This is a genomic window from Streptomyces sp. NPDC017095, assembly GCF_044332325.1.
Taxonomy (GTDB): domain Bacteria; phylum Actinomycetota; class Actinomycetes; order Streptomycetales; family Streptomycetaceae; genus Streptomyces.
This window is the reverse complement of the sequence record NZ_JBIROU010000003.1, coordinates 652057-667076: the sequence shown is the minus strand read 5'-3', so window position 1 is coordinate 667076 and position 15020 is coordinate 652057. Positions and strand designations below refer to the sequence as shown.

Sequence of the window (15020 nt, the reverse complement as noted above, 5' to 3'; positions counted from 1 at the left end):
TTTTCCGATCCGATTTCCTCGGTGCTTTCCAGGTTCCCGCTTCCGCGTTTCCCTTTCCGGCGGTTCCGACTCTATCAGATCCTTTCGGCGTCTGACTCCCAGTCAGGGGGGTTTGTCTTCCGGGCCGTTGGCCCTTCCGACGTCTCAAACCTTAGCGGATCCGCCCGGCGATTCCCAATCGGGCCGCCGAGTCCCTATTCGAATTGAATTCCGGCACGCCGAAAGCAACCCGTTCGGGAGATCGCACTGAAGGTGTGAGGGGTGCCGCTCGAGGCGGCGGAGGTGCTGTCGGAGAACCGTTACGGCTCCGCGGCAACCCGAAGAACTTTACGGACCGCACCAGGGGGTGTCAACCCACCCTGTCAACATCTTTTGCGGCGTCTCAGTCCAGGTCGCTGAGCCGGCCGCCGGCGTCCGGCTGCGCGTGCTCCACCCGGCGCAGGAGCCGGGTCAGCACCTCGCCGAGCACCGCGCGCTCGGCGGGCGTGAGGTCCTGGAGCAGGTCCCCCTCGAACACCGTCGCCAGGCGCATGGCCTCCAGCCACTTCTCGCGGCCCTCGGGCGTCAGCTCCACGATGACCCGGACGCGGTTGGACTCGTCCCGCTCCCGGGTGACCAGACCCTCGGCGACCATGCGGTCGATCCGGTGGGTCATCGCGGCCGGGGTGAGGCCGAGCCGCTTGGCCAGGTCGCTCGGGCCCATGCGGTAGGGCGCGCCGGACAGGACGAGCGCCTTGAGCACTTCCCACTCGGCGTTGCTGATGCCGAGGGCGGCGGTCTGGCGGCCGTACGCGACGTTCATCCGGCGGTTCAGCCGGGACAGCGCCGACACGATCTTCTCGACCTGGGGGTCCAGGTCCTGGAACTCGCGCTGGTAGGCGGCGATCTGTTCTTCGAGTGTCGGCTCGGTGACGCCGCGGGTGTCGGCCATGGGCGCAGTATGGCACGCGGCCCCTTTGCCTTGAAGTCCTTCACTGTGTACTCTTTAGCTTCGAACTTTAGCTTCGAAGTCTTCAGGTCTAACTAGTGAGAGAGGTGAACGTGACCAGGGCGAGGGGCGCGGCGATGCGCCGGATCCACGTGGGCAACGCACTCAGCGCGTTCGGGCTCGGTTTCACCGTCCCGTACCTGTACGTCTATGTGGCGCAGGTGCGGGAGCTGGGAGCCATGACGGCGGGACTCGTGCTCGCCGTCTTCGCCGTGGCCGCGCTGATCGTGCTGCCGTTCGCCGGCCGGGCGATCGTGCGGCGCGGCCCGCTGCCGGTCCTGCTCGCCGCTCTGGTGACGGCCGCGCTGGGCGCGCTGAGCCTCGGCCTGGCGGGCAGCGCCACGGCCGTGCTGGTGTCCGCGGCGGCGCTCGGTGCCGGTCAGGCCGTGATGCAGCCGGCGCTGGCGACGATGATCGTGGACTGCTCCTCGGCGGACACGCGCTCGCGCGCGTTCGCGACCCAGTTCTTCCTGCAGAACCTGGGGCTCGGTGTGGGCGGCCTCATCGGCGGCCATCTGGTCGACACCACGCGCGTGTCCTCGTTCACGCTGCTGTTCGCGATCGAGGCGGCGATGTTCCTGCTGCTGGTGGCGGTGCTGGCGACGGTGCGCATGCCGCACTCGCCGCGCATGGAGGACGCGCCCGCCGCGTCGGCGAAGGGCGGCTGGCGGCAGCTGCTCGGGAACCGGGCGATGGTGCAGCTGTGCGTGCTGGGCTTCGTGCTCTTCTTCGCCTGTTACGGCCAGTTCGAGTCGGGTCTGAGCGCCTACGGGGTGGAGGCGGCCGGGATCTCCACGTCCGCGCTGGGTACGGCGCTGGCCGCGAACACGCTGATGATCGTGGTCGCCCAGTTCGCCGTGCTGAAGCTGGTGGAGCGGCGCCGGCGGTCCCGCGTGATCGCCTCGGTCGGCCTGATCTGGGCCGTGGCCTGGCTGGCCGCCGGGTACGCGGGGCTGGGCCACGGCAGCCAGGAGATGGCCACGGCCGCGTTCGTGTCGACGTACGCGCTGTTCGGGCTGGGCGAGGCGATGCTGTCGCCGACGCTCGCGCCGTTGGTCGCCGATCTGGCGCCGGAGGGCATGGCCGGGCAGTACAACTCGGCGTTCGCGCTGGTCAAGCAGCTCGCGTTGGCGATCGGTCCGGCGGTGGGCGGTCCGCTGGGCGCTTCGCTGCCCGGGCCGTACGTCGTGGCGTTCCTGCTGGTCTCGCTGGGCATCACCGCGCTGGCGCTGCGGCTCGGCCGCGGGCTGACCGTGGCGCAGGACCAGCCGTGGGCCGCCGCGGGCAGCCGGGTGGTCGCCCGGGGCGGGGCCCCGGCGGAGACACTGGCCGCCTAGCCGGCCGCCAGCCCAGGGGTGCGGGCGACCGCGCGGCCGGGCACGGACCACCCGTGCCCGGAAGCCGGCCCGCACCCCTGTGGCGTACCCCTGCGGCGTTTGTCCCCGCGGTGTCGCCCCTGCGGCGCTACCTCCGCGGCAGCGCGAACTCGCACCACACCGCCTTGCCGCCGCCCGGGGTGCGGCGGCTGCCCCAGCCGGTGGCGATCGTCGCCACGATGGCGATGCCCCGGCCGGACTCGTCGCCCGGTTCCGCGCGCCGGCGGCGCGGCAGGTGGTCGTCGCCGTCCGTGACCTCGACGATCAGCCGGCGGTCGGTGCGGCGCAGCCGCAGCCGCATGGGCGGGGTGCCGTGCTGGAGGGAGTTGGCGACCAGCTCGCTGGCGGCGAGCACCCCGAGGTCGTGCAGTTCGGCCGGGAAGCGCCAGCTCGTCAGCACGCCGGAGGCGAAGGCCCGTGCCCGGGGTGCCGCCTCGACCCCGCCGAGGAGTTCCAGGGCCGCGTTGCGGAAGAGGTCGCCGTCCGGGCCCGTGCGCGCCGGGTGCTGGAGGACGAGGACGGCCACGTCGTCGTCGTGGTCGGCGGTGACGCCGGCCGAGCGGACCAGGCGGTCGCAGACGACCTGCGGGGTGCCGGTGGCGCCGGCCAGGGCGCCTTCGAGCGCGGCGATGCCCTCGTCCAGGTCCGCGTCACGGCGCTCCACCAGGCCGTCGGTGTAGAGGACGGCCGTGGCGCCGGGGCCGAGGGCGATGCTGCCGGAGGAGTGGATCCAGCCGCCGGTGCCGAGCGGCGGGCCGGTGGGTTCGTCGGTGCGCGAGACCGTGCCGTTCTCGTCGCGGACCAGGATCGGCAGATGGCCGGCGGAGGCGTACACCAGCCGGCCCTCGTTCGGGTCGTGGACGGCGTAGACGCAGGTGGCGATCTGGTTGGCGTCGATCTCGGCGGCGAGGCCGTCGAGCAACTGGAGCACCTCGTGCGGGGGCAGGTCGAGGCGGGCGTAGGCGCGGACGGCGGTGCGGAGCTGGCCCATGACGGCGGCGGCCCGCACACCGCGGCCCATGACGTCCCCGATGACCAGGGCGGTCCGGCCGCCGCCGAGGGTGATCACGTCGTACCAGTCGCCGCCGACCGCGGCCTCGGTGCCGCCGGGGTGGTAGGTGGCGGCGATGCGCAGGTCGTCGGGCTGCTCCAGCTCCTGCGGGAGCAGGGAGCGCTGGAGGGTGACGGCCGTCTCGCGCTGGCGGCGCTCGCTGGCGCGCAGGCGCTCGGCGGCCTCGGCGTGGTCGGTGACGTCGGTGGCGAAGACGAGCACGCCCGCGTCGCGGTCGCCGCCCTCGGGGACGGGGGTGCAAGTGAAGGTGTACGAGCGGCCGTCCGGGGCCTTGCGGGACTTCAGGGTGCGGGACCTCCCGCTGCGCAGCACCTGGTCGAGCAGCGGGAGCAGGCCCAGCGCGGTGAGTTCGGGCAGGGCGTCGCGGGCGGGCCCGCCGGCGGGGCGGGGGCCGAAGGCCGTGGTGTAGGCGTCGTTGACGTAGGCGACGCGGTGGTCGGAGCCGTGGACGAGGGCGACGAGGGCCGGGACGCGGTCCAGCACGTCACGCGCGGGCAGTTCGTCGACGGCGGGGACCGGGTGGGTGCCGTCGGCGGTCCGTACGGCGCGGGCCGCGGGCACGGAGCCTTCTTTCCGCCGGTCCGGGGAGACAGCCGTCTCGGACCGCGCGGCGGCGCGGCGCTGCGTACCGGGGAGCCGGGCGCTCCAGCGCGTGAAGTTCACTGTGGGAAAGGCCTCGTGGGTGCGGTGGGCGGGCGGGGGACCCGTCCGAGGACGTGGGCAGTCTGGCAGGGAGCGGGACGCGGCGACATCCGTCAGACGCCCCGGTGCCCCGCGGAGTTCCCGGGCCCGGTCAGGACGACCCCTTCGGGTCTGCGGAGGGGTCGTGGGGAGACTTTCCCCCGGCCGCCAGTTCGAACTCCGCGCGGGGGTGTTCGAGTGAGCCGAGCGAGACGATCTCCCGCCGGAAGAGCCCGGCGAGGGTCCATTCGGCGAGCACCCGGGCCTTGCGGTTGACGGTGGGCACCCGGCTGAGGTGGTACGCGCGGTGGAGGACCCAGGCCGGGTAGCCCCGGAGCCGGCGTCCGTAGACCTGGGCGACGCCCTGGTGCAGGCCGAGGGAGGCGACGGAGCCGGCGTACCGGTGCGCGTAGGTCTCCAGGGGCTCGCCGCGCAGCGCGTGGGCGATGTTGTCGCCGAGGACCCGGGCCTGGCGGACCGCGTGCTGGGCGTTGGGCGCGGTCTCGGCGCCGGGTGCGGCGGCCGTGACGTCGGGTACGGCGGCGGCGTCGCCGGCGGCCCAGGCGTGCTCGGTGCCGTCGACGGTGAGCTGGGCGGTGCAGCGCAGCCGGCCGCGGCCGGTGCGCGGCAGCCCGGTGGCGGCGATCAGCGGATGCGGGGTGACGCCGGCCGTCCACACCACCGTACGGGTCGGGAAGCGCTGGCCGTCGCTGAGCACGGCGACCCGGCCGGCGCAGGACTCCAGGCGGGTGTCCAGCAGCACCTGGATGTTGCGGCGGCGCAGCTGGGTGACGGTGTAGCGGCCCAGCTCCGGGCCGACCTCCGGCAGGACGCGGTCGGTGGCCTCCACGAGGACCCACTTCATGTCCTCGGGGCGGAGGTTGTGGTAGTAGCGCGCGGCGTAGCGGGCCATGTCCTCCAGTTCGCCGAGCGCCTCCACGCCCGCGTAGCCGCCGCCGACGAAGACGAAGGTGAGCGCGGCGTCGCGGAGCGCGGGGTCGCGGGTGGAGGAGGCGATGTCCAGCTGCTCGATGACGTGGTTGCGCAGGCCGATGGCCTCCTCGACGGTCTTGAAGCCGATGCCGTACTCGGCGAGCCCGGGGATGGGCAGGGCGCGGGAGACCGAGCCGGGGGCGAGCACCAGTTCGTCGTAGCCGAGGAGCCGGGCGGACCTGCCCTCCTCGGCGGTGGCGAGGGTGGTGACGGCGGCGGTGCGCGCGTCGTGGTCGATGGAGGTGACCTCGCCGACGACGACGTGACAGTGGTCCAGGACCCGGCGCAGCGGTACGACGACGTGGCGCGGGGAGATCGAGCCCGCGGCGGCCTCGGGAAGGAACGGCTGGTACGTCATGTAGGGGTCGGGACTGACGACCGTGATGTCGACCTCGCCTCTCCTCAGCTCGGCCTTCAGCTTCCGCTGGAGGCGCAGGGCCGTGTACATCCCGACGTAGCCACCGCCGACAACGAGAATGCGCGCACGTTCCATCACCCTCCCATGACGCACCCGGCGCTGTTGTTTGTCCACAGGCCCGGCAAGGTGTGTGACGGGCGGCCGGCTGGGCGCACAGCCCGCCGCGATGTCACCGCGGGACGAAAGGGGGCAGGTCAGCGGGGCCGGTCGGGAGAAGGGGAAGGCAGGGAAACCGGACGCACGCGCCGCGTACTCCGATCGGGGGGCGCACTGTACGGAACCTGCCCCTTCTGAATTGACTTCGTCTCAACTATGTTCGTGTGTCGACGAGGTGTAGGGAATGTGGTCGAACGGGCCCGCGACGGGCGGTTCCGGTCGAGGCCGATGCCGGCTTTCGCGCACCTCGGGTTCAGTGGCGGGGAGAGTCTCCGGGGGGAGACGACATTACCGGGGGAATACATGCATGTTCAGGAGACGCATTGGGCATCCGCGACCGTCGTCGCGCCCGGTGGCACATCGATGAGCACGGCGGGTGCCGGACGCGCTGACGGGGCGCGGACGACTCCGCTGCGAGTGGACGCACAGCGCAATCTGGAACACGTGCTGCGTGCGGCGCGTGAGGTGTTCGGCGAGCTGGGGTACGGCGCGCCGATGGAGGACGTGGCGCGGCGCGCCCGGGTCGGGGTGGGCACGGTGTACCGGCGCTTCCCCAGCAAGGACGTGCTGGTCCGGCGGATCGCGGAGGAGGAGACGGCACGGCTGACCGAGCAGGCCCGGGCGGCGCTCGGACAGGAGGACGAGCCGTGGTCGGCGCTGTCGCGGTTCCTGCGGACGTCCGTCGCCTCGGGCGCCGGGCGGCTGCTGCCGCCGCAGGTGCTGCGGGTCGGTTCCGCCGCGCCGGGCGAGGAGGGCCCCGCCGGGGCGTTCCCCGCCGTGGGCGCGGTCGGTGTCCTCGCGGACACCCGGGTGCCCCAGCAGCGGGTGCAGCCGGTCGGCGTCGAGCTGCGGCTCGTGGCGGAGGCTCCGGCGGCGGACGACGACGCCGGGGCCGGTGCCCTGCTCGACGTGGTCGGGCAGCTGGTGGAGCGGGCCCGTTCGGCGGGCGCGCTGCGGCCGGACGTGTCGGTGGGGGACGTGCTGCTGGTGATCGCCACGGCGGCGCCGTCCCTGCCGGACGCGGCGCAGCAGGCGGCGGCCTCCTCGCGGCTGCTGGACATCCTGCTGGAGGGACTGCGGTCGCGGCCGGTCTGACGCGGCCCGGCCACGGGATCGTTTCCGGCCTCGCTCCGGGGCTCGGCCCCCGCTTCCGGCGGCCGGTTCCGCTTCCCGCCCGCGCCACCCGAGCGGCTGTCACGGCCGGGTGGCGCGGGCGGCCCTTCGCGGGACCCGTGGACCCTCGGGCGGTCCGTCCGGGCGCCCGGACGGACGGCTGTCCGGCCCGTGTTCGAGCGCGCGCGGAGGAGTTCCGCTCGGATGAACGGACGAGATGTGCGCGGGGCGCCTCGGAGGGAGAGGGCTGTGGCACGCTGAACCGGTGACGGATGGGGCTGGGCCGGGGCCGGGGGCTTTCCGCGATGGGCGCTGACGGGCGGGACGGGTCGGGCGTGAACGACGGGGCGGACGCGGGCACGCACGGGCCGGCCGCGCCGTACGTACCGGAACAGGGCGGTCGGCCCGCGTCCCCGGGCCAGTCCGCGCCCCCGGGCCAGTCCGCGCCCCCGGGCCGGTCCGCGCCCCCGGACAGGCCCGGCACAACGGACCGGCCCGGCACGGCGGGTGGGTCCGGCGGGTCCCGGGGCGGGAGCGTGCCCGCGCAGCGCGCGGGCGGGGTGCCGCCGGCCTCCCGGCGGACACCGCCCGGCGACGGCGAGCTGATCGAACGGATGCGCGCCGGGGACGACTCCGCCTACGAGGAGCTGTACCGGCGGCACGCCGGCGCGGTGCGGCGGTACGCGCGGACCTGCTGCCGCGACGGCCACACCGCCGACGACCTCACCGCCGAGGTGTTCGCGGCGATGCTCCAGGCGGTGCGCGGCGGTGCGGGGCCCGAGCACGCCGTACGGGCCTATCTGCTGACCTCCGTACGGCGCGTCGCCGCGCACTGGGCCCGGTCGGCCCGGCGTGAGCAGCTCGTCGACGACTTCGCCCTGTTCGCCGGACAGGCCGCGCGGGCCGCGGAGACGTCCGGCGACGGCACGCTCGGTCTCGGCGCCGACGCGCGCGCCCTGCACGCGGCCGAGCAGTCCATGGCCGCGCGGGCCTTCCGCTCCCTGCCCGAGCGCTGGCAGGCCGTGCTGTGGCACACCGAGGTGGAGGACGAGTCGCCGAGCGAGGTGGCCGTCCTGTTCGGGCTGGACGCCAACGGCACCCGGGTGCTCGCCAGCCGCGCGCGCGAAGGGCTCCGGCAGGCCTATCTCCAGGCGCACGTCAGCGCCGCCCTCACCGCCGACGAGGAGTGCGCCCGCTACGCCGACCGGCTCGGCGGCTACGCCCGCCGCAAGCTGCGCGTCCGGGCCGAGCGGGGCCTGCGCGAGCACCTCGCGCAGTGCGCCCGGTGCCGGCTGGCGGCGGCGCAGCTCGAGGAGGTCGCGAACGGCATCCCCGCCGTCGTACCGGTCGCGGTCATCGGCTGGTTCGGGGCCGCGGGATACGCCAAGGCGCTCGGGATCGTGGCCGGCGGCGCCGGGGCGGGGGCCGCCGCCGGGGCCGCCGGCTCGTCCGGCGGGGCGGGCGGGGCCGCGGTCCGGCAGGGGCTGGGGGCGCCGGTGAAGGCCGGGATCGCGGCCGGGGTGGTCGCGGTGGCCGCCGCAGCGGTCGCGCTGGCCCTGGTGGACGACGGCCGGCCGGCGCGGGTGGCCGCCGGGCCGGCGCCGTCCTCACCGGTCGTACGGTCCGAGGCCCCGCCGCCCGCACCGGCGAAGCCCCTGCCGAGCCCCTCGCCCAAGCCGGTGGACCGCGCTCCCGGCCCGGCCCCGGCGCCGACCCGGACACCGGCCCCGACATCGCCCCGGACGCCGGCCCGGACAGCCACGCCCGCGCCCACCCCGACGCCCACACCGACCCCGACCCCGAGGCCCCCAGCGGAGCCCGCCCCCAGGCCGAAGCCCACGCCCAAGCCGCCCCCGACGCCCGTCCCGACCCCGACCCCGACCCCGACGCCCACCCCGGCGCCCGCGTCCACCGTCTACGAGCTGAGCGAGCTGCGCTACGACGTCACCGGCGACGGCACCGAGCCCGAGATCCGACTGGGCGAGAGCGGCTGGGTGTGGCAGCGGTACGGCATGTCGATCGACGGTACGGCGTACACGCGCGGCATCACCGTGTCCGGCGAGTCCTCCGTCACCATCGCCCTGAACCGGCCGTGCGCCGCGTACGACGCCCTGGCCGGGGTGGACGACATGGCCCTGGGCCGCGGCGAGGTCTCCTTCGCCGTCTACGCCGACGGGGTCCCGCTGTGGCGGTCCGCTCCGGTCAAGGGGCGCGAGCCGGCCGTCCCCGTCCATGTGGACCTCACCGGGCGCACCACCGTACGGCTCGTGGTGGAGCCGCACGGCGGCGCCTTCGGCCGGGTCGTGCCGGCGGACTGGGCGCACTCCCGCCTCACCTGCCGGTAACCCCGGATCACCCGTTCCCGGGCGCGCCCTGCCGGGCGGTCGCGGCGGCCGCCGTGGCGCTCAGCTCGCGCAGCACGTCCAACACGCCGAGCGAGGCGCCCCGGGCGCGCTCGGCGTCGTACCGGCCGGCGGAGAGCGCCGCGCGGGCCTCGGCCCGGGTCCGGGCCACCTCGCCGCGCTCGGGTTCGGGCCGCGGGCGGCCGTCGCGCCACCGGTCCGCGGCGGCGAACAGCCGTACCGCGCCCGGCAGATCGCCGAGCCGGGCGAGCAGTCCGGCCGCGGTGTCCGCCAGCCCGGCCGTGATCGACTCGGCGCACCGCTGCTCCACGGCCTCGCGCAGCGCCGCGGCCAGGACCGGCAGCCCGTGCGCCGGGCCCGACTCGGCGGCCAGCAGCAGGCCCTCCACCGTGCGCTGGGCCGCCACGAACTGCGGCGGCGGCGCGGCGTCCCGGAGCTGGACGAGGGTCGCCTCGTACAGCTCGCGGGCCTCGACGGTCCGTCCGTCGTACAGGGCGATGTGGGCGCGCAGCAGCAGCGCGAAGGCCCGTGACTCGGGCACCGCGTGCCGGTCGGCGGTCGCCTCCGCCTCGTCCAGGACGGCCAGCGCGCCGTCCCGGTCGCCGGAGCGGTAGGAGATCTCGGCGAGCCGGGCCAGCAGGAACGGCGCCTCGGCGTCCGCGCCCACCTCGCAGGCCAGGCGCAGCGCCTCCTCGTACTCGCCGCGTGCCTCGTCGAACCGGCCGCGCGCCATGGCCGCCTCGCCGGCCGCGCCGCACACCTGGGCCCGCACCCAGCGGTCGCCGACCCGCCGGCCGAGGACGCGCAGCTCGGCCAGGTCCTCGTCCACGCCCCGGAGGTTGCCCGGCGAGTCGACGGTCACGTGGGCGCGGTACATCAGGGTGACCGCGACCTCCCAGTCGCCGCCGTACCTGCGGGCGTTGGCGACGGACTCGGTCATGACCGGGCGGATGTCGGCCGGGCCGCCCAGGTAGTAGGCGGTCAGCGGCCAGACGATGCCCGGGAGCCGGGCGGCCCGGGGACCGCCGCACTCGTAGGCGGCCCGCACCCGCGCGACGTACTCCGGGACCTGGTCCCCGCCCGCGAGGTGGCCGGCGTCCGTCTCGGAGGTCAGGAACAGGTCGAGCATGCGCAGGTCCATCCGCAGCGCGGCCAGCGGGTGCCGGGCCGCGCCCGCGGGGTCGGCGAGGAAGGCGCCCACCGGGTCGGCGGCCGCCACCCGGGCCGCCAGGTCGCCCGCCGGCGCGCCGACGGGCAGGGTGTCCAGGGCGGCGCCCAGACGGAGCACCAGCCGCACCCAGCCGACCGCCTCCCGGCGGTGGCTGCGCAGCCACCAGAACCAGCCGATGGCCAGGACGACGGCGCCCGCCTCCGCCTCGTCACCCGCGCGGACCGCGCGGTCCAGGGCGGCACGGACGTTGTCCAGCTCGGTCTCCAGGCGGGAGAACCACGGCAGTTGGGCGGCCGACCGGAGCTGCGGCTCGGCCTCCTCCACCAGCGCGCGCACCCACGCGCGGTGGCGCCGCTCGGCCGCCGCGCGCAGTCCGGGGACCTCGGCCGCGCGCTCGGTGGCGTACTCGTGGATGGTCTCCAGCATGCGGTAACGCATGCCGGTGCCGGCCGGGCCGGTCGGGGCGGCGACCACGAGGGACTTGTCGACCAGCGCGCCGACCAGGTCCGCCACGGGGCCGGTGCAGACGGCCTCGGCCGCCGCGAGGTCCCAGCCGCCGGCGAACACCGAGACCTCGCGCAGCACCGTCCGCTCGCCCTCGTCCAGCAGGTCCCAGGACCAGTCGACGACCGCGCGCAGGGTCTGCTGGCGGGGCAGGACCGTGCGGCTGCCGGAGGTGAGCAGGCGGAAGCGGTCGTCCAGGCGGTCGGCGATCTGCCGGGGGGTCAGCAGCCTGAGCCGGGCCGCGGCCAGCTCGATGGCGAGCGGCAGTCCGTCCAGCCGGCGGCAGATCTCCGCGACGGCCTCCGTGTCGGCGAGCACCGCGCCGGCGTCGGGGCGGACGGCACGCGCGCGCTCGGCGAAGAGGCGGTGCGCCTGCTCGGGGACGAGCGGCTCCACCGGGCGCACCGACTCCCCGGGGACGCCGAGGGGTTCCCGGCTGGTCGCGAGGACCGTGAGCCCGGGGCACCGGGTGAGGAGGGTCTCGGCGAGGCCGGCGGCCGCGGCGATGACGTGTTCGCAGTTGTCGAGGACCAGGAGGGCGCTGCGCGGGGCGCAGTACTCGACCAGCAGGGCCGTGGGGTCGGCCTGCGGGGTGCCCAGCTCGTTGGTCAGCAGCACGGTCTCGCGCAGGCCGAGCGCGCTGACCACCGCGCCGGGTACCGCCTCCGGCCGGTCGAGCGGGGCCAGTTCGACCAGCCAGGCCGAGGGGTGGGCCGCGGCGGCCTCCTCGGCGAGGCGGGTCTTCCCGGAGCCGCCCGGTCCGGTGAGCGTGACCAGGCGGGCCCGGTGCAGGTCGGCGCGGATGGCCTCCAGTTCGGGTTCCCGGCCGACGAAGGACGTCAGACGGGGACGGAGGTTGCCGGTGCGCCCGGGAGGCCGGGCGGCGGGCGGCATCTGTGGGTGCTGTGTCCCCGGGGGAGTCGGGGCGGCGGGGTCCCGCTGTGTCAGCAACGACGCGTGCAGGTCCCTCAGTTCCCGGCCGGGGTCGGTGCCGAGGGTGTCGGCGAGGGTGCGGCGGGCGGACTCGTAGGCGGCGAGGGCGTCGGCCGGGCGGCCCGTGTCGCGCAGGGCCCGGATGAGCAGCACGTGCAGGGACTCGTCGTACGGGTGGGCGGCGGTCAGCTCCCGCAGCTCCGGTACGGCCTCCCGGGCGCGGCCCAGGCCGAGGGCGGCGGCGGCGCGGGCGCGGACCGCCTCCAGGCGCAGGGCCTCGGCGCGGGTGGCGGCGGTGCGGTCGGGGAGGTCGGCGAGGGCCGGGCCGTACCAGAGGGACAGCGCCTCGGTGAGGGTGCGGTGGGCGGTGGCCGGGTCGCCGGCGGCGAGGGCGGCGGTGCCGGTGCGGGTGAGCCGTTCGAAGACGTGGAGGTCCACGTCGTCCTCGGTGGCTTCCAGGCGGTAGCCGCCCGGGGTGGAGGTGACGGCGGTCCGGCCGAGGGCGCGGCGCAGACGGCCGACGAGGGCCTGGAGGGCGGCGGGGGCGTCCTGCGGCGGGATGTCCGCCCAGATCTCGTCGACGAGGGAGGCGGGGGTGCTGGTGCGGCCGGGGCGCAGGGCGAGGGCGGCGAGGAGCGCGCGCAGCCGCGGGCCGCCGACGGGTACGGGTGTGCCCTGGTCGTCCGCTGCTTGGGTCACGCCCAGGATTCCGTACCGCACCCGGACATTGTGGCGGGGGACGCGGACCCGGGGCACGGGGGTTTCGGCGGCGGCGCGGCGCCCCCGCCGTCGCGGACGCCCCGGACGGGCCTGTGCGGACGCACGGCGAGCACGACCGGACGGCCCGCAGGGGGCTACGGACCGACGGTCAGCCCTGACCGGCGCGGCCTGCGCACCACGGCGAACCCGGACCGGACCGACCCCCGCGCACCCACGGCCAACCCGAACCGGACCGGACCGGCCCCCGCGCATCCACGGCCAACCCGGACCGGACCGGACCGGCCTCCGCGCATGCACGGCCAACCCGGACCGGACCGGCGCGGCCCCCGCGCATGCACGGCCAACCCGAACCGGACCGGACCGGCCTCCGCGCACTCACGTGCGGAACCGAACCGGACCGGCCCCGGACTGCCCGGACCGGCCTCCTCAGCCCCCCGGTGTGAGCGCGCTGCGCCGTGGCTGGATCCCCGACGGGACCGCGCGGGAGCGGGCGGGGGTGCCGGTCCAGCAGGTGCCCCGGCGGGCGAGGAGGCGGCGGAGCCACACTTCGAGGGAGACGAGGTCGGCCAGGCCGTCCAGGGCGAGCGGTTCGCCCGCCGCGCCGGCCCGCAGGGCGTCGCGGACGACCCGTGCCTCCACCAGCCCGGCGTCGGCCAGCAGCGGGGTGGCGAAGAGGTCCAGCAGGGGATCGGCCGCGGCCCGCAGGCCCGCGCGCGCGGCGGCCGCCGTGGAGGCCTGGGAAGGAGCGCCCCAGCCGGCCGGGAGGTCGGTGACGCCGGCGCCCTCCAGGACCGTGCGGAGGATGGCCGCGCGGGCGCCGGGCCGGACGCGCAGGGCCTCGGGCAGGTCACGGCAGGCGCGGACGACCTGATTGTCGAGGAAGGGCGCGTGCAGACGCTGGGAGCGGATCTCCGCGGCCTGCTCCAGGACGCGGAGGTCGGCGGCGTGCCGGGCGAGGGCCGCACGGGCGCGGTAGTCGCCGGGCCGCAGCGCGCCGCTGGCGGAGCGGTCGGCCTCCGCCTGGAGGAGAACCGATACTTCAGCCAGTGCCTCGCCCGTCAGCCACCGGGCGGCGGGCCCGGGTGCGGCCCAGGTCAGCGCGGCGAGGGAGGCGTCGGCCGCGCCCTTGGGCTCGTCGAAGCGGCGCCGCATCAGCCGCTCGGCCAGCTCCTCCAGGCCCGCCCGGTACGGGGTGCGGGCCAGCCGCCGGGCCGCGCCGTACACGCGCGCGGGGACCAGCACCGAGCCGTCGGCGCGGGCGAGCGCGGTGACCGGCCGGACCAGATGGCGCCGCCGGCGGTCCACCAGGAGGTCGGCGAGCCGGGCCGGGTGGGCGTCCAGGACCTGGCGGGCGCCGTGGCCGGTGAAGTGGTCGGCGCTGCCGGCGGCGAGCCGCGCCCGGTGCCGGGCCGCCTGGACCAGGCAGGGGCCCGGTTCGTCGGTCAGGGGGCCGTCGAGGTCGGCGTACGGCAGGGTCTCCGCGCCGCCGGTGACCACGACGTGGTGCAGCCGGGGCCCCGCGGCGAGGGCGCCGGCACGTTCGAGTTCGGCCTCGTGGCCGGCCACGGCCAGGTCGTTGAAAGTGACGGCGAGGAGGCGTTCGCCGGCGCCCGTGCCGTGGCCGAGGAGCGTGCCGGGCCGGCCGGGCAGCCCGGCGGCCAGCAGCGCGAGGGTGGCGGAGGCGGGCCCGCCGGACAGGTCGGCGCCGACGCCGGGGACGGGCATCCCGCGTGCGGCCCGCCGCTCGGCCGGCCCCATGCCGGGCACCGGCCCGGGATCCAGGTCGGGCACGTGCCGGGGGGCCGACAGCCGGGTGCGGACCGCCTCCACGAGGGCGTCGCGCACGGCGTCCACGGCGCGGCCGGGGTCGGCCGGGGGCGCGGCCACCGCGAGGGAGGCGACCGGCTCGTACCCGGCGACCTCCCGGGCTCCGGCGCGCAGCACCAGCGCGTGCCCCGGCGGAATGCGCCGCACCCCCTCGTACGGGGTGGTGTCGCGCCGCGCGGCCGGCACGTCCGGGGCGGCGAGCAGGGCGGCGAGGTGGGTGAAGTCGAGCGGGGCCTCGACGAGGTCGGCGAGGGGCAGCGCGGCGGTGGCGTAGGCGGTGCCGCCGGCCCAGGGCGTGTAGAACACCGGCCGGGCGCCCGCCAGATCGCCGCACACGGTGACGCGGCGGCCGGCCTGGACGACGGCCGTGTAGCTGCCGGGCCAGGTGGTCAGGTGCCGCACCGCTCCCCCGCGCGCGGTGAACAGGCCGCGCCGCAGCTCCTCGTCGGTGGCGCCGCAGATGCCGAGGACGGCGATCCGGTGCCCGGCGTCGGCGTGCACCACGCGCACCTCGTCCGGCCGCCAGTCGCCGACGGCCCACAGCGGGTCCGGGTCGCCCCACAGGAGGTGGGAGCCGACCGGGTGCAGGGTCTCGCCGTCGTACCCGACCGTGCCCGCCGGTCCGGGCCCGGCGGCGCGCGCGGCGGTGCTGCTCCACCCCACCAACCACCGCATCGACGCCTCCGCGGACTGTGGACCACCCGT

General features: G+C 76.6%; 8 protein-coding genes. 3 read left to right on the top strand and 5 right to left on the bottom strand.

Annotation, left to right across the window (positions count from 1 at the left end):
• Nucleotides 1–382: 382 nt before the first annotated feature.
• A complete protein-coding gene (locus tag ACH4OA_RS09180; RefSeq protein WP_365883158.1) occupies nucleotides 383–931 on the bottom strand; it encodes a MarR family transcriptional regulator in 549 nt (182 codons plus the stop codon).
• A gap of 110 nt (nucleotides 932–1041) precedes the next feature.
• On the opposite strand from ACH4OA_RS09180, the gene ACH4OA_RS09175 reads away from it, so the two are divergent.
• Complete coding sequence (locus tag ACH4OA_RS09175) at nucleotides 1042–2325, top strand: MFS transporter (protein WP_397968354.1); 1284 nt, start codon at nucleotides 1042–1044, stop codon at nucleotides 2323–2325.
• Between the two features lie 127 nt (nucleotides 2326–2452).
• Here the strand turns inward: ACH4OA_RS09175 and ACH4OA_RS09170 are convergent, their stop codons facing one another.
• Together ACH4OA_RS09170 and ACH4OA_RS09165 are read right to left on the bottom strand one after the other, a co-directional pair.
• Nucleotides 2453–4099, bottom strand: a complete 1647-nt coding sequence (locus ACH4OA_RS09170; RefSeq protein ID WP_397936764.1) for a SpoIIE family protein phosphatase — start codon at nucleotides 4097–4099, stop codon at nucleotides 2453–2455.
• Nucleotides 4100–4229: 130 nt separating this feature from the next.
• The gene (locus ACH4OA_RS09165; protein ID WP_397936763.1) at nucleotides 4230–5603 is read right to left on the bottom strand and encodes an NAD(P)/FAD-dependent oxidoreductase; all 1374 of its coding nucleotides are present in this window, start codon (nucleotides 5601–5603) and stop codon (nucleotides 4230–4232) included.
• Between the two features lie 384 nt (nucleotides 5604–5987).
• Here ACH4OA_RS09165 and ACH4OA_RS09160 point away from each other — a divergent pair, with 384 nt between their 5' ends.
• Entirely contained in the window at nucleotides 5988–6779 is a 792-nt protein-coding gene (locus ACH4OA_RS09160; RefSeq protein WP_397936761.1) for a TetR/AcrR family transcriptional regulator, read from the top strand.
• A gap of 323 nt (nucleotides 6780–7102) precedes the next feature.
• Nucleotides 7103–9142: a sigma-70 family RNA polymerase sigma factor gene (locus ACH4OA_RS09155; RefSeq protein ID WP_397968352.1), complete on the top strand. Its 2040-nt coding sequence runs from the start codon at nucleotides 7103–7105 to the stop codon at nucleotides 9140–9142.
• 7 nt (nucleotides 9143–9149) lie between these two features.
• Here ACH4OA_RS09155 and ACH4OA_RS09150 read toward each other — a convergent pair whose 3' ends face one another.
• Both ACH4OA_RS09150 and ACH4OA_RS09145 read right to left on the bottom strand, forming a co-directional pair.
• On the bottom strand, nucleotides 9150–12467 hold the full coding sequence (locus tag ACH4OA_RS09150; RefSeq protein ID WP_397968350.1) for an ATP-binding protein: 3318 nt from the start codon (nucleotides 12465–12467) through the stop codon (nucleotides 9150–9152).
• A 447-nt stretch (nucleotides 12468–12914) separates the two neighbouring features.
• The gene (locus tag ACH4OA_RS09145) at nucleotides 12915–14990 is read right to left on the bottom strand and encodes an asparagine synthase-related protein (RefSeq protein ID WP_397936756.1); all 2076 of its coding nucleotides are present in this window, start codon (nucleotides 14988–14990) and stop codon (nucleotides 12915–12917) included.
• Between the last annotated feature and the right edge of the window lie 30 nt (nucleotides 14991–15020).